Source organism: Desertibaculum subflavum (genome assembly GCA_003576705.1).
GTDB classification, from domain to species: domain Bacteria; phylum Pseudomonadota; class Alphaproteobacteria; order Ferrovibrionales; family Ferrovibrionaceae; genus Desertibaculum; species Desertibaculum subflavum.
This window is the reverse complement of sequence record QOZS01000016.1, coordinates 1-16,839: the sequence shown is the minus strand read 5'-3', so window position 1 is coordinate 16,839 and position 16,839 is coordinate 1. Positions and strand designations below refer to the sequence as shown.

Below are 16,839 nucleotides of genomic sequence, written 5' to 3'. Positions count from 1 at the left end.
TCGGCCGGCCAGGGCGGTAGGCTGCCGCCAAAGACCCATCCCTTCGGAGGAGACAACCATGCCGGAAGCCTTCATCTGCGACGCGGTGCGCACCCCGATCGGGCGCTATGCCGGCACGCTGGCGGCCGTGCGCCCCGACGATCTCGGCGCGGTGCCGCTGAAGGCGCTGATGGCGCGCAATCCCAAGGTCGACTGGCAGGCGCTGGACGACGTGATCTTCGGCTGCGCCAACCAGGCCGGCGAGGACAACCGCAATGTCGCGCGCATGGCGCTGCTGCTCGCCGGTCTGCCGACCGAAGTGCCCGGCGCCACCATCAACCGGCTCTGCGGCTCCGGCATGGACGCGGCGGGCACGGCGGCGCGGGCAATCCGGGCCGGCGATACCGAGCTGATGATCGCCGGCGGCGTCGAGAGCATGAGCCGCGCGCCCTTCGTGATGGGCAAGGCGGAGCAGGCCTTCGCCCGCGCGGCCGAGATCTACGACACCACCATCGGCTGGCGCTTCGTCAACAAGCTGATGAAGGAGAAATACGGCACCGATTCCATGCCGGAGACGGCGGAGAACGTCGCCGAGGAATTCCAGATCAAGCGCGAGGACCAGGACGCCTTCGCCGCTCGCAGCCAGGCGCGCGCCTCGGCGGCGCAGAAGAACGGCCGGCTCGCCAAGGAGATCGTCGCGGTCGAGATCGCCGGCCGCAAGGGCGAGGTGACGCGCGTCGAGAAGGACGAGCATCCGCGCGAGACCTCGATCGAGGCGCTGGCCAAGCTGCCGGCCCCGTTCCGCAAGGGCGGCTCGGTCACCGCCGGCAACGCCTCCGGCGTGAACGACGGCGCCGCGGCGATGATCATCGCCAGCGAGGCGGCGGCGAAGAAATACGGCCTGACCCCGCGTGCGCGCATCGTCGCCATGGCGACCGCCGGCGTGGCGCCGCGCATCATGGGCATCGGCCCGGCGCCGGCGAGCAAGAAGCTGCTCGACCGGCTCGGCCTCAAGATCGGCGAGATCGACGTGATCGAGCTGAACGAGGCCTTCGCCGCCCAGGCGCTGGCCGTCACCCGCCAGCTCGGCCTGGCCGACGACGCCGAGCATGTGAACCCGAATGGCGGCGCCATCGCGCTCGGCCACCCGCTCGGCATGAGCGGCGCGCGCCTGCTCGCCACCGCGCTGATCGAGCTGGAGGAGCGCAAAGCCAAGCGCGCGCTCTGCACCATGTGCATCGGCGTCGGCCAGGGCATCGCCGCGGTGATCGAGCGGGTCTGACCCGGCCTCGGCCCGGTTGCGCCGCGCAAACGATCAGGCCGGCCGGCGCAGCATTCGCCACAAGGCGACGCCACCGGCCAGCGCGCCGGCAATGGCGGCACCGATGGCGCCCTTGATCAGCAGGCGCTGCCAGTCGATCAGGTCGTCCGAGGCCGCGGCGCCGGTCTCCAGTGCGCGCATGCCGGCCGGCAAGTCGCCATCCCGCGCGACCGGCGTGGCATTGGCCGCCACCAGCGCCACCATCACCTGCTTGGTCTGTGCCAGCAGTTCGTCATAAGTGCCCTGCCCGCCATACTCGCCATAGAGATTGAAGGTCAGGCCGCGCTGACGGATCGTGGTGATGGCGACGACGCCGGCGGAGTGGCGCGGATCCGCGCCGGCCACCGCGACGCTGGCGAGGATGCCCAGATAGACCGCGTCGTCGTTGCGGTCGATCACGCCGATCTTCTGCAGGCTGAGATCGAGCTGCTCGCGGCGCGCCCGCTGTCCCATTTCCGCGGCAAGCTTGCCGGATTCGACCTTGGGCAAGGCCGCTGCCACCTCGTCGAGGAAAGCGCTCCGCCGCTGGTTGGCCGGCACGCGCACCACCTGCCCGTTCGGCGCGCTGAGCAGCCACATGCCATGCCGGCTGGCCGGCATGCCCTGGCGCATGGTTTCGATCTCGCCGCAGGGCGCGAAGATGGCGATCACCTGATTGTGCGCGCTCTGCATCCGGTCCTGCTGCTCGTGCAGCGCGCGGTCGTAAGGATGCTCGCGCGTCAGCTCGCAGAAGCCCGGCGGCATCGGCAATTCCATGCTGATCCCGTCCACCGTGTGCGGTGCCGCCGAGGCGGGGCCCGCGCCGATCGTGACGGCCGCAGCCATGCACAGCACGGCGGCCGCCGCGGCCGCGCGATTGAACTGGTTCGACATGTGCCCCACCTTCCCCCATACCGGCCGGCCGTCGGCGCCGATCAGCAGTTGTCCAGTCTAGCAGGCCACCGACCGGCGGAATGTGACAGATCGCGCCGCAGGGCGATCCGGCCTGGGCCGTGGAAAGGACGTCGTGCCGATCGTTCCGGAGTCCCCCGCATGAGCCGCCTGTTGACCCGCCGCGCCGCCCTGATCATCGCCGCGCCGGCGGTCCTGACCCTGTCGCGCGCCGCGCTCGCCGCCTGCGATCCCCGGCCGACGCCGGCGGAAACGGCAGGCCCCTACTACAAGGCCGGCGCGCCGGAGCGGCAGATGCTGGTCGGCCACGAAGGCGGCAAGCGGCTGGTCCTCTCCGGCCAGGTGACCGGCGCCGATTGCCGGCCGGTGCCCGGCGCCCTGCTCGATTTCTGGCAGGCCGACGAGGCCGGCCGCTACGACAACCAGGGCTGGGCCTTGCGCGGCTGGCAGCGCGCCGACGGCGAAGGCCGCTTTCGGCTGGAAACGGTGGTGCCTGGCCTCTATCCCGGCCGTACTCGCCACCTGCATGTCAAGGTGGGCCGCCCCGACGGACCGCGCATGACCACCCAGCTCTATTTCCCGGACGAACCTGGCAACCGTCGCGACGGCCTGTTCCGTCCGGAGCTTCTGATGCGCGTCGCCGACGCCCGTGACGGCAAGGAAGCAAGCTTCGATTTCATGCTGAGCCCCTGAATACGCGCCGCGGCACTCATCGTCGGTCCGAGAGACCCAGAAATTGCCATCGGAATCGCGGCCGTCGCGGCGCGGAAGGCCACCGGCATGCTGCGGGCGAACAGCATGACGGGCGCCAGACTCATAGGCCTCGCCCCTCCGCGGAACCGAGTTCCGAATTCGGGCAGCAGGGCAGCACGAATCGATTTTTTTGCCTATAGGCAACTGGACTTCACCACAGCCGGACCATGCTCGCCTCGCTCCTCGCCTTCACCGTCGCCGCCGCGCTGTTGACCATGGCGCCCGGGCTCGACACCGCGCTGGTGCTGCGCACCGCCGCGGTCGAAGGGCCGAGGCGCGCCTATGCCGCGGCGCTCGGCATCGGGGCGGGCTGTTTCGTCTGGGGCATGCTGGCGGTGGCGGGGCTCGGCGTCGTGCTGCTGGCCTCCGAGCTTGCCTATCGCGCGTTGCAGATGGCCGGCGCCCTGTACCTCGGCTGGCTCGGCCTCAAGCTGATCTTCGGGCCGCGCGCGGCGGCCGACGCAGCAGCAAGCTCTGCCGCGCCGCGCGGCGGCTCCGCCTGGGCCTGGTTCGGCCGCGGGCTGATGACCAACCTGCTGAACCCCAAGGCCGGCCTGTTCTACGTGACCTTCATGCCGCAGTTCATCCCGGCCGACGCCAACGTGTTCCTGTTCGGCGCGGCGCTCGTGCTGATCCACGACGTCGAAGGCATCCTCTGGTTCACCCTGCTGATCGCCGCGACCCGGCCGCTCGCCGCCTGGCTGCGCCGGCCGGCGGTGACCCTGTGGCTCGACCGCGCGACCGGCGGCCTGTTCCTCGCCTTCGGGGCCAAACTCGCGCTGGACCAGCGGGCCTGAGCCGACGCGCTGGCTTCTTGGCGCCTCCCTCTCTAAGAGGGGCGCCCCATGCAGGTAAGCGCCGAACTCAGCCGGCCGCGCGCGGCCCACAGCGAGACGCGTCCCTGGCGCGCGGAAACGCGCGCCACGCTGGCGCTCGCCTGGCCGATCGTCGCCACCAACCTGGCGCAGATGGCGATCGGCACCACCGAGGTGATCCTGCTCGGCTGGTATTCGCCGCCGGCGATGGCGGCCGGTGTGCTGGGCATGAACCTGTTCTTTGCCTTCGCCATGGTCGGCATCGGCATCGCCGCCGGCACCTCGCCGATGCTGGCGCAGGCGGTCGGCCGCGGCCGGCATGTGGTGCGCGATCTGCGCCGCACCGTGCGCCAGGGCCTGTGGCTGACCACCGCGATCGCCCTGGTGGCCTGGGTCGTGCTCTGGCACACGGAGGCGATCTTCCTCGCCATGGGCCAGGCGCCGGCGATGGCGGCCGGCGCCGGCGACTACATGCGCGGCATGCAGTGGGGCATATTGCCCTTCCTCTGGTACATGGTGCTGCGCGCCTTCGTCTCGGCGCGCGAGCGGCCGCGCGCTGCGCTGGTCGTCAGCCTGCTCAGCATCGCGATCAACGCGGTGCTGGGCTGGGCGCTGATCTTCGGCCGGCTCGGCCTGCCCGAGCTCGGCCTGGTCGGCGCCGGCATCGCCGGCACCGTCGCCGAGACCTTCATGTTCCTGGCGCTCGCGGCCTTCATCGCCTGCGAGCGCCGCTTTCGCCGCCATCACCTGGCCGGCCGGTTCTGGCGGCCCGACTGGCCGCGCCTGGCCGAGCTCGCCCGCATCGGCGGGCCGATCGCCGGCGCACTGCTGTTCGAGGTCGGCGTGTTCAACGCCGCGGTGTTCATCATGGGCCTGATCGATGTCGACCAGCTGGCCGCGCATGCCATCGCCATCCAGATCGCCTCCATCACCTTCATGGTGCCGATGGGCATCGCCCAGGCGACCACGGTCAGGGTCGGGCTCGCCGTCGGCGGCGGCGACCGGCCGGGGCAGGTGCGCGCCGGCTGGGTCGGCATCGCGCTCGGCACCGGCTTCATGGCCGGCATGGCGGCGCTGCTGATCGGCATGCCCGGCCCCTTCATCCGGGCCTTCCTGGATACCGACGGGCCGCAGGCGGCGACGGTGGTCGCGCACGCGACCGTGTTCCTGGCCGTCGCCGGCCTGTTCCAGCTGGTCGACGGCCTGCAGGTGACCGCCGCCGGCGCGCTGCGCGGCCTGAAGGACACCCGCCTGCCGATGATCTATGCCGGCATCGGCTACTGGATCATCGGCCTGCCACTCGGCGCCGCGCTCGCCTTCTGGGGCGGGCTGGGCGGGCTCGGCATCTGGATCGGCCTCGCCCTCGGCATCGGCCTCGTCTCGCTCCTCATGCTCCGCCGCTGGATCCGGCGGATGCGCTGATAACACTTCAACACGGAGAGCACGGGGGACACGGAGGCACGCGGAGATTCTTCTTTGAGGCGCTTCGCGCCTCTATCCCTTTTCTCCGTGTGCCTCCGTGGTCTTTGTGTTCTCCGTGGTGGTATTCATTTGGTTCCAGCCGCAGGCCTTCAGTGCCGAGCGCATGTGCGCAGGCGGCGGCGCTGTCACGTCGACGGGCGGGATTCCTTCCCGGAGCGGCAGGACGAGGCGGCGGGCATGCAGCATCAGCGGGCCGCGCGACCAGACCTCGCCCGGCCGGCCGTATTGCCGGTCGCCTAGGACCGGGCAGCCGAGCGCCGCCGCGTGGACCCGGATCTGGTGGGTGCGCCCGCTCTCGGGGCGGAACTCCACCCAGCACATCCCCTCGCCCCGGCCCAGCACCTGCCAGCTGGTCGCCGCCGCCTGGCCCTTGGGATCGACCGCGACGTGCCAGCCTTCCTTGCGGGTGACCTTGCGCAGCGGCCGGTCGATCCGGCCCTGGTCCTCTGGTGGGGCACCGGCCACCACCGCCCAGTAGGTCTTTTCCGCCCGCCCCTCGCGGAACAGGGCGCCGAGGCGGGCCAGGCCCTTGCGGTTGCGCCCCAGCGCCAGGCAGCCCGAGGTGTCGCGGTCGAGCCGGTGGCCGAGCTCCGGCCGCTCCTTGTAACCGAAGCGCAACAGGTCGAGCGCGGCTTCCAGGTTGGGGCCGCCGCCGGGGCCGCGATGCACCGCCACACCGGCCGGCTTGTCGATCACCAGGATCTGGGCGTCCCGATACAGCACGCGGTCGGCCAGGTCGTCGGAAGCATGCCGGTTCATCATGCCCGTGATTGTGCCAGATAGTGGCACCGAGGATGCATGCGACGCCCCGAATTGGTTACACTGGGCCCGGGCGGCCGATGGGCGGCCCATTCACATCGGATGGCAGGGCGAGGGACGTGCTGGAGCTGAGGGTGCTCGGCGGGCTCGCGATCTGGCGCGAGGGCGAGGAACTGCGGTTGCCGCAGTCGAAGAAGACGCGCGCCCTGCTCGCCTATCTCGCGCTGGAGGCGCGGCCGATCCGGCGCGAGCGGCTGACCGCCATGCTCTGGGAGGTGCCGGACGACCCGCGCGGGGCGCTGCGCTGGAGCCTGAGCAAGCTGCGCGAGACGGTGGAGGCGACCCGCATCGTCTCCGATCGCGACACCGTCGCCTTCGACGCCGCCGATGCGGCGATCGACCTGGCCGAGATCCGCGGGCTCGACCGCACCGGCTTCGACGCCGCCCCGGCCGCCGCGCTGGCCAAGGCGGCCGAGGCGTTCCGCGGCGAGCTGCTGGCCGGCCTCGACCTGCCGGATTGCCACGACTTCCAGGCCTGGCTGGTGGCGATGCGCGAGGAGGCCACCGCGCTGCATCGCCGGCTGCTGCAGGCCCTGGTCCGGCGCGAGGCGAATCAGCCCGAACACGCCGTGCCGCATGCCCGGCGACTGGTCGGGCTCGACCCGCAGGATGCGGCGGCCCGCATCGAGCTGATCCGCCTGCTGATCGCCGCCGGTCATGGCCGCGAGGCCGAAGAGCAGTACCGGCTCGGCAGCCGCCTGCTGGACGAGGCCGGCGCCGCCGGCGCCCAGGCCTTGCGCAAGGCCTGGATCGAGCTGCGCGACGCGCGCCCGGCCGCCGCGCGCGAGGCCGGCCTTGCGGTGGCGGCCAGCCCCGCCATCCTGCTCAACCGGCCGGCCGTCGCCGTGCTGCCCTTCGATAACATGAGCGGCGATCCGGAGCAGGAATATTTCGCCGACGGCATCACCGACGACCTGATCACCGCGCTGTCGCAATGGCGCTGGTTCCCGGTCATCGCGCGCAGCTCCACCTTCGCCTTCAAGCAGCGCGGCGGCGATGCCGTCGCCTTCAGCCGCGAACTCGGCGCCCGCTATGCCGTGCTGGGCAGCGTGCGCCGCTCCGGCGAGCGGCTGCGCGTCAGCACCCAGCTGGTCGATGCGGTCGGCGGCCACCAGCTCTGGGCCGAGCGCTACGACCGCCGGATCGGCGACGTCTTCGCGCTGCAGGACGAGCTGACCGAGAGCATCGTCACCCAGGTGGCGCCCGAAGTCGCCCGCGTCGAGGGCTACCGCGCCGAGCGCAAGGCGGAAGCGGACCTGACCGTCTGGGACCTCAACCTGCGGGCGCTGGCGCTGATCAACAAGGGCACGCCGGAAGGCTTCACCGAGGCCAAGGGCGTGCTGGAGCGCAGCCTGGCGCTCAATGCCGGCGCCAGCCATACGCATGCGCTGATGGCGCTGCGCAACTACCATGAAGCGCTGCTGGTCTGGGCGCGCGACCCGATCGATACCAGCGGCGAGGTGCTGGCGGCGGCGCAGGCCGCGGTCAGCCTGGACGAGCGCAACTGGCTCGCCCATGCGATGCACGGCATCTCGGTGATGTGGCACCGGCGCGACTACGACACCGCCGCAGCGGCCGAGCGGCGCGCCCTGGCGCTGAACCCGAGTGCCACGCTCGCCCATCAGTTCCAGGGCTGCGTCCTGATCTTCGCCGGCGCGCCGCGCGAGGCGCTGGTGCATCTCGACGCCGCGCTCCGGCTCAATCCGCAGGGCAGCAACATGACCATGCTGCTGTCCGACATGGCACTCGCCTACATGCTGATCGGCGAGCACGAGAGCGCGGTCGGCAGCGCGCAGCGCGCCATCGGCAACTTCCCCGGCGATATCCGCGCCCAGCAGCGGCTGATCGCCGCGCTCGGCCATCTCGGCCGGCGCGACGAGGCCCAGGCGGCGCTGGCCGAACTGGCCCGCTGGCAGCGCCGGCTGAGCCGGCGCTATATCGAGCTGACCTATCCGTTCCGGGACTCGGCCGATTTCGAGATGTTCGTCGCCGGCCTGAAACGCGCCGGCTGGCGCGACGACTGAGGCTTCCCGCGGACCGGCCCCGCGCCGCCCGCCCTCCCCGACCGGCCGTTTGAAGGAAAAAGCGCGGAAATGCGTGGTTTCGACGCTGGTTCCAACGCTTTCTTCCACGACCGCTTGAGATCTTCCATGCAGAGGCCATAGCCCAGGGGAGCATATGCGGGCCATGGCAGGGGATGGAGGACCGCATGTTTCACCAGTTCACCTATCGGGAGGCATTACGGGCCTCTGAGCGGATTTCCTGGCGGGTGGAGGACCTGATCGGCGACGGCAAGCAGCTCGATTTCCGGCGCCCGTTCCTGCCGGAAAGCTTGGCCGGCACCGCCACGCTTGGGTTTCTGTCGGCCGAGGAGCGGGTGATCCTCAACCAGATCCGCGGCCACGGCTATCTCTACATGTTCGGCATGGTGGAGGAGTTCATCCTTCCCTTCGTGCTGGACCATGCCCGGCCGATGCTGGGCATGGACGATTACCGCACCCGCGCGCTGCTCGAATTCGCCGCCGAGGAGGCCAAGCACATCCAGCTGTTCCGCCGCTTCCGCGAGGCCTTCGCCGCGGGCTTCGGCATTCCCTGCGAGATGATCGGCCCGCCCGAGGCGCTCGCCAAGGCGGTGCTGTCGCACCAGCCGCTGGCTGTCGCTCTGGCCATCCTGCAGATCGAATGGATGACGCAGCGGCACTATCTGGAAAGCGTGCGCGAGGATCCCGGCATCGACCCGCAGTTCAAGAGCCTGCTACAGCACCATTGGATGGAGGAGGCCGGCCACGCCAAGCTCGACACCTTGATGGTGGGCGCGCTCGCCGATGGGCTGGACCAGGCGGCGATCGGCCGCGCCGTCGACGAGTATCTCGCCATCATCGGCATGCTGGATGTCGGGCTGACCCAGCAGGTCGCCTTCGACCTTGCGGTCTTCGCCCGCGCCAGCGGCCGCAAGCTCGCCTGCGACGAGCGGGCCGCGTTCGTGGCGGCGCAGCAGAAGGCCATCCGCTGGACCTTCCTCGGCTCCGGCATGACGCATCCGAACTTCCTGGCGACGGTAGAGACCCTGTCGCCGGCCGCGCGCCAGCGCATCGAGTGCATAGCGCCCACCTTCTGCTGAAGCACCCTGGTGATTGTCGGAGTTGGAACAAGATGTCGGACGGCAAGGCCAGGCCTGTAGTGCCGGAGAGCGAACCCCTCAACGGCATCGACCTTCAGGCGCTGGGCGGCGTGGTGGAGGAGATCGGCCAGGACCCGGGCAAGGCCAAGGTCGGCTTTCGCGTGAAATCGGCCTGGCAGGGCCGCACGCGCAGCCGCACCGAAGTCACCTCCTACACGATCGGCGGCGAGCGCGTGGCGCGCCGGTTCTCGATCGACGTCGACGAGCCGTTCGAGCTGCTGGGCGAAAACACGGCACCGAATCCGCAGGAAATGCTGATGAGCGCACTCAATGCCTGCGTGATGGTGGGCTATGTCGTCGGCGCCTCGGCGCGCGGCATCCGGCTCGCCAGCGTCGAGATCGAGACCGAGGGCGAACTCGACCTGCGCGGCTTTCTGGGCCTCGATCCGAACGTGGCGCCGGGCTACGACCGGCTCCGCTACACGGTGCGCATAAGGGGCAACGGTACGGCGGCGCAGTTCCGCGAAATCCACGAGACGGTGATGCGGACCTCGCCCAACTATTTCAACCTGTCGCAGCCGATGCCGGTCGAAGCCCGGCTGGAGCTGCTCGATTGACCTTCGTCATTTGAGACGCTTTCGAGACTTCCCAGCCGGGCCGGAATCGCCTATGCCAGCGGCCCCAAACGGGCCCGACAGGGCAAAAGGGAGAGGAAAATGGCCCAGACGCTGTACGAGCGGCTCGGCGGCATGGACGCGATCCGGCCTCTGGTGGCGGCGTTCTACGGCAGGGTCACCGCCTCGCCGGCGCTGAGCCGCTATTTCACGCGCACCGACATGATGTCGCTGGCCGAGCATCAGGCGATCTTCGTCGCCGGGGCGACCGGCGGCCCGTTCGGCTTCGACGACACGACACTCTGGCATGCCCACGCTGCCCTGCGCATCACCCGCGAGGAATTCGAAGAGGTGGTGGAGCACCTGCGCCTGACCCTGGTGGAATTCAGCGTCGGTGCCGCCGAGATCGAGCAGATCCTCGGCGCCGTGCGCAGCAAGGCGGCGCTGATCGTGATCGATGCAGGGGCGCCGCCGCCGCGCTAACATCCGGTTCCCCCCGCGGCAGCACAACAGGAGGAACCAGGAATGGGCGCTGTGATCGAATTCGGCCGTCCCGACGGCGGCAAGACCAAGGGGTTCTACGCCGAGGCCGGCAAGGGCAAGCCCGGCATCATCGTCATCCAGGAATGGTGGGGCCTGAACGACCAGATCTGCGGCGTCGCCGACCGCTTCGCCCGCGCCGGCTTCAACGCGCTGGCGCCGGATCTCTACCAGGGCCGGGTCACCCAGAAGCCGGACGAGGCCAACCACCTGATGACTGGCCTCGATTTCCCCGGCGCGACGCACCAGGACATCCGCGGCGCCGCGCTGTACCTGAAAGGCACGTCGTCGAAAGTGGCGGTGATGGGCTATTGCATGGGCGGCGCGCTGACCATCGCGACCGCGGTGCATGTGCCGGAGGCGAGCTCGGCCGTGTGCTTCTACGGCATCCCGCCCAAGGAGTTCGCCGACCCCGCCAACATCAAGATCCCGTTCCAGGGCCATTTCGCCAATCGCGACGACTGGTGCACGCCGGCGGCGGCGAACGATCTCGAGGCGGCGCTGAAGAAGGCCGGCAAAGCCAAGTTCGAGATCCATCGCTACGAGGCCAATCACGGCTTCTGCAACGAGCGCAGCGAGCAGAACTACGACGTGAAGTCGGCCAACCTCGCCTGGGACCGCATGGTCGAGTTCCTGAAGGCGACGCTCTGAGCGAGGCGTCCTCACCCTTCGAGACGGTCGCCTTCGGCGCCCTCCTCAGGATGAGGACGGCTGTTGCGGTTCATTCGAGCACCTCATCCTGAGGAGCACGCGAAGCGTGCGTCTCGAAGGGTGAGGTGTTCGTCTCTCACGGAATACATCGAATGCCCTACGACTCCGTCTTCCGCCCCGACCTGTTCCGCGACCGGGTGATCGTCGTCACCGGCGGCGGCAGCGGCATCGGCCGCTGCATCGCGCACGAGCTGGCGAGCCTCGGCGCCCGCGTGGCCTTGGTCGGGCGCACGCGGGAGAAGCTCGAAGCCGTCATGGCCGAGCTTGGCGGCGACGCCGCGCGCGTCTTCATCCATGCCTGCGACCTGCGCCAGGAAGCGCCGGTCGTCGCGATGGTGGAGGCGGTGCTCGCCTGGGCCGGGCGGATCGACGGGCTGGTCAACAATGCCGGCGGCCAGTTCCCGGCCCAGCTCCGCGATATCAGCCTGAACGGCTGGAACGCCGTGGTGGCGAACAACCTGACCGCCACCTTCCTGGTCTCGCGCGAGATCTATCGCCGCTGCATGGAGACGCATGGCGGCAACATCGTCTCGATCGGCGCCGATTGGGAGCTCGGCATGCCCGGCATGGGCCATAGCGGCGCCGCCCGCGCCGGACAGGAGACCTTCACCCGCACCGCCGCGGTGGAATGGGCGCATGCCGGCGTGCGCGTCAACCACGTGGTGCCGGGCTTCATCGCCTCCTCCGGCCTCGACCGCTATCCGGCGAGCGCGCACGACGTGCTGCGCAACGTGACGCGCCGGGTGCCGCTGAAGCGTCACGGCACCGAATCCGAGATCGCCGCCGCGGTGGTGTTCCTGCTCTCGGACGCCGCCGCCTATGTCACCGGCGCGACCATCCGGGTCGATGGCGGGCTGCACAACAATGCCCGCTCCTCGTTTTACGAAGTGCCCGACCACGACCGGTCGCGGCCGTTCAATGGCTTCCCTCTCTACCGTCGGCCCGCCGTATTGCAGGCCGACGACTAGTTTTTGTGCACAGCGCGCCGTGCACGGCCCGGCGCGCAAATATCACATCGATTGTGCTCGCGAGCGCTGCGAAGCACGGCGACGATCGATGTCCAACTCGCCTAAGCTCGCGCCGGCGAGTCGAAGCCTGCGCTTCGGCGGGTGAGGGATTGATCGCGGCGATGACGCCCATCCGGAAGTTCCGACAAGGCGAGTCCGAAAGCGCGCGCGCGCCGGGCGACAGCGAGCGCGTCTATCACTCGTTCTTCCAGCATGCCGTAGAAGGCATCTTCCAGACCACCCCGGACGGGCGCTTCCTGCTGGCCAACCCTGCGCTCGCCCGCATCTACGGCTATGACACGCCGGAACGGCTGGTGGCGGAGCTGACCGACATCCAGACCATGCTCTATGTCGATCCCGACCAGCGCGACCGGTTCGCCGAATTGATGCAGGCGCAGGACGCGGTGCGCGGTTTCGAATCGCAGATCCGCCGGCGCGACGGGGCGGTGATCTGGATTTCCGAGAACGCGCGGCCGGTGCACGACGAGCAGGGCCGGCTGCTGCACTATGAAGGCACCGTCGAGGACATCACCCGCCGCAAGGTCGCCGAGATCGAGCTGCGCCGGGCGCGCGACGACGCCGAGGCGGCAAACCGTGCCAAGAGCGCCTTTCTCGCCAATATGAGCCACGAGCTGCGCACGCCGCTCAACGCCATCATCGGCTTTTCCGAGGTGCTGAAGGCCCAGATGCTCGGCCCGCTCGGCGTGCCGCAATATCACGCCTATGCGGCCGACATCCATGCCAGCGGCCAGCATCTGCTCGCCATCATCAACGACATCCTGGACCTGGCGAAGATCGAGAGCGGCAACACCCCGCCGCAGGCGGAGGCGGTGGAGCTGCCCGACGTCGTCGACGCCGCCTGCCGCCTGCTCGCGCCGAAAGCCAAGGCCGCGGGCATCGCGCTCGAGCGCGAACTGGCCGCGGCGCTGCCGCGCCTGCTCGCCGATCAGCGGATGACGCGGCAGATCCTGATCAACCTGCTGTCCAATGCCGTGAAGTTCACCCCCGCGGGCGGGCGCATCACCGTCCGCGTCGCGCTCGACGCGGCGGAACAGCTGACACTGTCGGTTGCCGATACCGGCATCGGCATGGCGCCGGAACACATCCCGCTGGCGCTGGAGCCGTTCAAGCAGGTCGATTCCTCGCTTGCCCGACGCTACGAGGGCACCGGGCTCGGCCTGCCGCTGGTCAAGTCGATGACCGCCATCCACGGCGCCGAGCTCGCCATCGAAAGCGCGGTCGGCCGGGGCACCACCGTTACCGTGACCTATCCGGCGAGCCGGACCGCGCCCGCCTGAGCCCCGGCCTCATGCCGGCCTCGGCTCGGCCCGCGCCGCGCCGATCAGCCAGCGCCGGAAGGCGACGAAATCCGGCTGGTCGCGGCGGTAGGCGCGATAGACCAGATACCATTGCCGGCCCTTCGGCACCCTCAGCGCGAACGGCGCAACCAGCCTTCGGGCGCGGATGTCGTCGTCGATATAGGGCCGGATGCCCATGGCGATGCCGACGCCGTCGGCCGCCGCCTGCAGGGCTTGGCCGTAATAGTCGAAGGCCGGCCCGCGCGCCTGGATGCGCGCCGCCCCCGCCGCCCGAAGCCAGAGCGGCCAATCGTCCGGCGCATGCGCGACGCGCAGCAGGCTCGGCCCCTTCAGGTCGCCCGGCTGACGCAGCCGCACCGCCATCCGCGGAGCGCAGACCGGCTGCAGGTCGGCGGCGAAGAGCTGCTCGGCGACCAGCCCCGGCCAGTTGCCGTCGCCGAGCGTGACGCCGCAGGTCCAGTCTTCGGCGAACGGCGCCGCGGCACCGCCGGTGGTGAAGCGGACTTCGATCTCCGGCTCGCGGCGCTGGAAATCGGCGAGGCGCGGGATCAGCCAGCGCACCGCGAAGGTCGGGCCGACGCCGACCGTCAGCATCCGCCTCTCCGCCTGCGCCGTGACCTGGGCGGTGAGGCTTGCCAGGGCGTCGAACAGCGGGGTCAGACCGGCCTGATAGGCGCGGCCGGCCGCGGTGACCACGAGCCCGTTCGCCCGGCGCTCGAACAAGGCGGTGCCGAGGCGGGCCTCGAGCAGCCGCACCAGGCGGCTGACCGCGGCCGGCGACACGTTGAGCTCGGCGCCCGCCGCGGCAAATCCGCCACAGCGCGCCGCCGCCTCGAAGGCCTTGATGCCGTTGAGGAATGGCAATTGCCGCACGCCGACCCTCAAGAAAACTGAGGCTAGGCCCATGATAAGTCGGCTTGCAGCGCCGCTGCAAGCAGAGCAGACACCCTCATATTGAAAGGGGTGGACCATGCCAGGCCATGTGGTGACGCCGATCGGCGAGGTGCGCTCGCCGCGCGCCGATCTGAGTGACGATTTCTGGGGCCGGGTGGAGGCCGAGATTGCGCTGGACCCGGCCCAATTCGGCCCCGACGCGCTGTATGGCCTTGCCGACTTCTCCCATGTCGAGGTGCTGTTCCTGATGCACCGCGTCGACCCGGCCAAGGTCGAGACCGGCGCGCGGCATCCGCGCGAGCGCCAGGACTGGCCGCTGGTCGGTATCTTCGCCCAGCGGGGCAAGGGCCGGCCGAACCGCATCGGGCTCAGCCGCGCCGAGATCGTGCGAGTCGAAGGGCGAAGCCTCTACGTGCGCGGGCTCGACGCGATCGACGGCACGCCGGTGCTGGACATCAAGCCGTGGATGGCGGAGTTCGCCCCGCGCGGGGCCACGCGCCAGCCCGGCTGGGTGGCCGAGCTGATGGCCGACTACTACAAGGACCAGGCGTGACGCCCCTCCTCATCACCGCGCTCGGCCTCGCCATGGTGGCGACGTCGTTCCTGTCCGGCCTGTTCGGCATGGCCGGCGGCATGATCCTGATCGGCATCCTGCTCGCCGTGATGCCGGTGCCGGCGGCGATGGTGCTGCATGCGGTGACGCAGATGGCCTCGAACGGCTGGCGCGGCCTGCTGTGGCGCCGGCATGCGCGGTGGAGCGCGGTCGGCGCCTATGTCGCGGGCTGCGCGCTGGCGCTGGGACTCTGGTCGCTTGTCCTCTACGTGCCGAGCAAGCCGCTCGCCTTCATCCTGCTCGGCCTGACGCCGTTCCTGGCGCGCATCGTGCCGGTGCGCCTGCGCCCCGACCCGGAAAGCCCGCTGCAGGGCACGATCTACGGCACGGTCTGCATGTCGTCGATGCTGCTGACCGGCGTGTCCGGCCCCCTGCTCGACACCTACTTCCTCGGCGGCCGGCTCGACCGGCGCGAGATCGTCGCCACCAAGGCGGTGTGCCAGGTCGCCGGACACGCCATGAAGCTCGCCTATTTCGGCAGCATCGTCGACCAGGCGGCGATGCTCGACCCCTGGCTCGGCGTGATCGCCATCGTCGCCTCGGTGGCCGGCACGACGCTGGCCCGGCGCTATCTCGAGGCGATGACCGACCAGCAATACCGGCTCTGGGCCGGGCGCGTGATCACGGCGATTGCGCTGTTCTATGTCGGACAGGGCGGCTGGCTGCTGGCGACCGCCCCGGCCTGAACGGAGGGTGAAGGAGAGAGCAATGCAGGACCGACCCGATCCCCTGGTGCTCGACCTGGTCGAATGGGTCGCGCGCGGCCCCCGTCCCTATGCCGAGGTGATGGAGCTCTGGCGCACTTCCTGTCCGCGTCTGACCGTGTGGGAGGACGCGCTGGAGCGTGGCCTGGTGGCTCGCGGCGCCGGCGGCGCCGTGGTCGCGGTGACCGCAAGAGGGCAGCGCTATCTCCGCGCCCATCGCGGAGATCACTAGGCAGGCGGCGTGCTGGTCGAGCGCCAGGGCCCCGGCACATTGCCGACCATGAAATGGTTCGGCTCGCCCGCCGCATCGGCGAAGGGCAGCAGCAGGCGGTGCCAGACCTTCACCGCGACCGAGGGCGGCGGCGTGTTCTCGGTGTAGAGCGGCGCACGGCGCTGCCGCACCGCCCGGTAACAGGCAATGTAAAAATGCGTGATGTAGTCATGACCGGCCATCACCAGCTCTGACGTGCGCATGCCCGTGTAGTCGCGCACCACATGCGGCGCGATTTCCGAGCCGTAGAGCCGATAGACGTAGTCCCAGCCATCATCCACCGCATCCAGCAGCATGATGAAGCCGAGCGCGGGCTTGAGCGCGACCGGATCGATCGCCTTGCGCGGCGGCAATGCCGCCTCGCCGCGCAGCGCATTCCAGTGTTCGAGCAGGAATTTGAGCTGCGGCTTCGGCAGGTCGTCGACATCCGGCGCCCAGCGCAGCAGCGGCGGATTGTTGCCGTTGGCCCGGAACACGGCATCGATCGGCCCTCCTTCGCCTGTCAAGATGGCGTTGGTGAAGCGGTCGATCTCGGCACGGTCGAGCATGATGGCGGCGGCGAAGAAAGTGATATGCAAAATCGGCGGCGGCGGCGCGGCGGCACAGAAGTGCCGTTGCCGCCGCCGCCGGCGCTCTGTATCAGAAGATGCGTCGTCAGTGTGTTAATTCAGGCGTACGCAATGCAGCAATCCGGGCGGCAATCCGGTGTTCCGGCCAGGCTTCGGGTCGGCCTTCTGTTCGGCGGGCGCTCGGCGGAGCACGACGTGTCGCGCGCCTCGGCCGCCAACGTGCTGCGCGCCCTCGATCCCGAACGCTACGACGTGGTGCCGATCGGCCTCGACCGCGACGGCCGCTGGCGGCTCTGCGATGCCGGCAACGGCGCCGGCCGCGGCGAAAGCGCGCTCGCCATTGCCGAGGACGCGCCGGCGGTGGCGCCGGTGCCGGCCGGCGGCGGGCAGCTGCTCCGCTGCGATGGCGGCGCCGC

At 70.1% G+C, this 16,839-nt stretch carries 18 protein-coding genes and 1 pseudogene; 15 read left to right on the top strand and 4 right to left on the bottom strand.

All coding sequences use genetic code 11. The features are described 5' to 3' along the window. Positions 1-58: 58 nt before the first annotated feature. The gene (gene pcaF, locus DT074_RS10410; RefSeq protein ID WP_119419783.1) at positions 59-1,261 is read left to right on the top strand and encodes a 3-oxoadipyl-CoA thiolase; all 1,203 of its coding nucleotides are present in this window, start codon (positions 59-61) and stop codon (positions 1,259-1,261) included. A 33-nt stretch (positions 1,262-1,294) separates the two neighbouring features. Here the strand turns inward: pcaF and DT074_RS10405 are convergent, their stop codons facing one another. Next, the gene (locus DT074_RS10405; protein ID WP_119419782.1) at positions 1,295-2,173 is read right to left on the bottom strand and encodes a hypothetical protein; all 879 of its coding nucleotides are present in this window, start codon (positions 2,171-2,173) and stop codon (positions 1,295-1,297) included. Between the two features lie 159 nt (positions 2,174-2,332). On the opposite strand from DT074_RS10405, the gene DT074_RS10400 reads away from it, so the two are divergent. The 3 genes from DT074_RS10400 (at position 2,333) to DT074_RS10390 (ending at position 5,181) form a co-directional block, all read left to right on the top strand. Then, complete coding sequence (locus DT074_RS10400; RefSeq protein ID WP_119419781.1) at positions 2,333-2,884, top strand: dioxygenase family protein; 552 nt, start codon at positions 2,333-2,335, stop codon at positions 2,882-2,884. Between the two features lie 227 nt (positions 2,885-3,111). Next, positions 3,112-3,741, top strand: coding sequence for a LysE family translocator (locus DT074_RS10395; RefSeq protein ID WP_119419780.1), 630 nt, complete (start codon positions 3,112-3,114; stop codon positions 3,739-3,741). Positions 3,742-3,789: 48 nt separating this feature from the next. After that, positions 3,790-5,181 (top strand): MATE family efflux transporter, encoded by a 1,392-nt coding sequence (locus DT074_RS10390; protein ID WP_119419779.1) that lies wholly within the window; start codon positions 3,790-3,792, stop codon positions 5,179-5,181. Positions 5,182-5,253: 72 nt separating this feature from the next. On the opposite strand, the gene DT074_RS10385 is transcribed toward DT074_RS10390, so the two are convergent. Beyond that, positions 5,254-6,003, bottom strand: a complete 750-nt coding sequence (locus tag DT074_RS10385; RefSeq protein WP_368744590.1) for an RluA family pseudouridine synthase — start codon at positions 6,001-6,003, stop codon at positions 5,254-5,256. Between the two features lie 116 nt (positions 6,004-6,119). On the opposite strand from DT074_RS10385, the gene DT074_RS10380 reads away from it, so the two are divergent. The 7 genes from DT074_RS10380 (at position 6,120) to DT074_RS10350 (ending at position 13,351) form a co-directional block, all read left to right on the top strand. Then, positions 6,120-8,084, top strand: a complete 1,965-nt coding sequence (locus tag DT074_RS10380) for a BTAD domain-containing putative transcriptional regulator (protein WP_119419778.1) — start codon at positions 6,120-6,122, stop codon at positions 8,082-8,084. Between the two features lie 185 nt (positions 8,085-8,269). After that, entirely contained in the window at positions 8,270-9,181 is a 912-nt protein-coding gene (locus tag DT074_RS10375) for a diiron oxygenase (RefSeq protein ID WP_119419864.1), read from the top strand. 32 nt (positions 9,182-9,213) lie between these two features. Beyond that, entirely contained in the window at positions 9,214-9,798 is a 585-nt protein-coding gene (locus DT074_RS10370; RefSeq protein ID WP_119419777.1) for an OsmC family protein, read from the top strand. Between the two features lie 99 nt (positions 9,799-9,897). After that, positions 9,898-10,278, top strand: coding sequence for a truncated hemoglobin (locus DT074_RS10365; protein WP_119419776.1), 381 nt, complete (start codon positions 9,898-9,900; stop codon positions 10,276-10,278). Positions 10,279-10,320: 42 nt separating this feature from the next. Next, positions 10,321-10,986 carry a dienelactone hydrolase family protein gene (locus tag DT074_RS10360; protein WP_119419775.1) on the top strand — a complete coding sequence of 222 codons (666 nt, stop codon included), beginning with the start codon at positions 10,321-10,323 and terminating at the stop codon, positions 10,984-10,986. Positions 10,987-11,138: 152 nt separating this feature from the next. Continuing rightward, positions 11,139-12,014 carry an SDR family oxidoreductase gene (locus DT074_RS10355; protein WP_119419774.1) on the top strand — a complete coding sequence of 292 codons (876 nt, stop codon included), beginning with the start codon at positions 11,139-11,141 and terminating at the stop codon, positions 12,012-12,014. Positions 12,015-12,175: 161 nt separating this feature from the next. Continuing rightward, positions 12,176-13,351 carry a sensor histidine kinase gene (locus DT074_RS10350; protein ID WP_162914795.1) on the top strand — a complete coding sequence of 392 codons (1,176 nt, stop codon included), beginning with the start codon at positions 12,176-12,178 and terminating at the stop codon, positions 13,349-13,351. A 9-nt stretch (positions 13,352-13,360) separates the two neighbouring features. On the opposite strand, the gene DT074_RS10345 is transcribed toward DT074_RS10350, so the two are convergent. After that, positions 13,361-14,245 carry a LysR substrate-binding domain-containing protein gene (locus DT074_RS10345; protein ID WP_119419772.1) on the bottom strand — a complete coding sequence of 295 codons (885 nt, stop codon included), beginning with the start codon at positions 14,243-14,245 and terminating at the stop codon, positions 13,361-13,363. 97 nt (positions 14,246-14,342) lie between these two features. Between DT074_RS10345 and DT074_RS10340 the strand changes: the two genes are divergently transcribed. The 3 genes from DT074_RS10340 to DT074_RS10330 are packed head-to-tail and all read left to right on the top strand — an operon-like array spanning position 14,343 to position 15,815. Then, entirely contained in the window at positions 14,343-14,819 is a 477-nt protein-coding gene (locus DT074_RS10340; protein WP_119419771.1) for an SAM-dependent methyltransferase, read from the top strand. Continuing rightward, the gene (locus DT074_RS10335) at positions 14,816-15,565 is read left to right on the top strand and encodes a TSUP family transporter (RefSeq protein ID WP_119419770.1); all 750 of its coding nucleotides are present in this window, start codon (positions 14,816-14,818) and stop codon (positions 15,563-15,565) included. The genes DT074_RS10340 and DT074_RS10335 overlap by 4 nt, the downstream gene beginning before the upstream one ends. 22 nt (positions 15,566-15,587) lie before the next feature. After that, positions 15,588-15,815, top strand: coding sequence for a hypothetical protein (locus DT074_RS10330; RefSeq protein ID WP_119419769.1), 228 nt, complete (start codon positions 15,588-15,590; stop codon positions 15,813-15,815). Here the strand turns inward: DT074_RS10330 and DT074_RS10325 are convergent. Then, positions 15,812-16,402, bottom strand: coding sequence for a PAS domain-containing protein (locus DT074_RS10325; RefSeq protein ID WP_162914794.1), 591 nt, complete (start codon positions 16,400-16,402; stop codon positions 15,812-15,814). The two genes, DT074_RS10330 and DT074_RS10325, sit on opposite strands and share 4 nt — an antisense overlap. A 132-nt stretch (positions 16,403-16,534) precedes the next feature. Between DT074_RS10325 and DT074_RS10320 the strand changes: the two are divergent. After that, positions 16,535-16,839: pseudogene (locus DT074_RS10320) on the top strand (hypothetical protein); the annotation flags it as partial.

Excerpts from the sequence above, each read along its gene's own strand:
- DT074_RS10390 (WP_119419779.1), top strand. The coding sequence starts at position 3,790 with ATGCAGGTAAGCGCCGAACTCAGCCGGCCGCGCGCGGCCCACAGCGAG.
- DT074_RS10405 (WP_119419782.1), bottom strand. The coding sequence starts at position 2,173 with ATGTCGAACCAGTTCAATCGCGCGGCCGCGGCGGCCGCCGTGCTGTGC.
- DT074_RS10325 (WP_162914794.1), bottom strand. The coding sequence starts at position 16,402 with ATGCTCGACCGTGCCGAGATCGACCGCTTCACCAACGCCATCTTGACA.
- DT074_RS10375 (WP_119419864.1), top strand. The coding sequence starts at position 8,270 with ATGTTTCACCAGTTCACCTATCGGGAGGCATTACGGGCCTCTGAGCGG.
- DT074_RS10365 (WP_119419776.1), top strand. The coding sequence starts at position 9,898 with ATGGCCCAGACGCTGTACGAGCGGCTCGGCGGCATGGACGCGATCCGG.
- DT074_RS10360 (WP_119419775.1), top strand. The coding sequence starts at position 10,321 with ATGGGCGCTGTGATCGAATTCGGCCGTCCCGACGGCGGCAAGACCAAG.
- DT074_RS10350 (WP_162914795.1), top strand. The coding sequence starts at position 12,176 with ATGACGCCCATCCGGAAGTTCCGACAAGGCGAGTCCGAAAGCGCGCGC.
- pcaF (WP_119419783.1), top strand. The coding sequence starts at position 59 with ATGCCGGAAGCCTTCATCTGCGACGCGGTGCGCACCCCGATCGGGCGC.
- DT074_RS10355 (WP_119419774.1), top strand. The coding sequence starts at position 11,139 with ATGCCCTACGACTCCGTCTTCCGCCCCGACCTGTTCCGCGACCGGGTG.
- DT074_RS10395 (WP_119419780.1), top strand. The coding sequence starts at position 3,112 with ATGCTCGCCTCGCTCCTCGCCTTCACCGTCGCCGCCGCGCTGTTGACC.
- DT074_RS10330 (WP_119419769.1), top strand. The coding sequence starts at position 15,588 with ATGCAGGACCGACCCGATCCCCTGGTGCTCGACCTGGTCGAATGGGTC.
- DT074_RS10400 (WP_119419781.1), top strand. The coding sequence starts at position 2,333 with ATGAGCCGCCTGTTGACCCGCCGCGCCGCCCTGATCATCGCCGCGCCG.
- DT074_RS10370 (WP_119419777.1), top strand. The coding sequence starts at position 9,214 with ATGTCGGACGGCAAGGCCAGGCCTGTAGTGCCGGAGAGCGAACCCCTC.
- DT074_RS10385 (WP_368744590.1), bottom strand. The coding sequence starts at position 6,003 with ATGATGAACCGGCATGCTTCCGACGACCTGGCCGACCGCGTGCTGTAT.
- DT074_RS10340 (WP_119419771.1), top strand. The coding sequence starts at position 14,343 with ATGCCAGGCCATGTGGTGACGCCGATCGGCGAGGTGCGCTCGCCGCGC.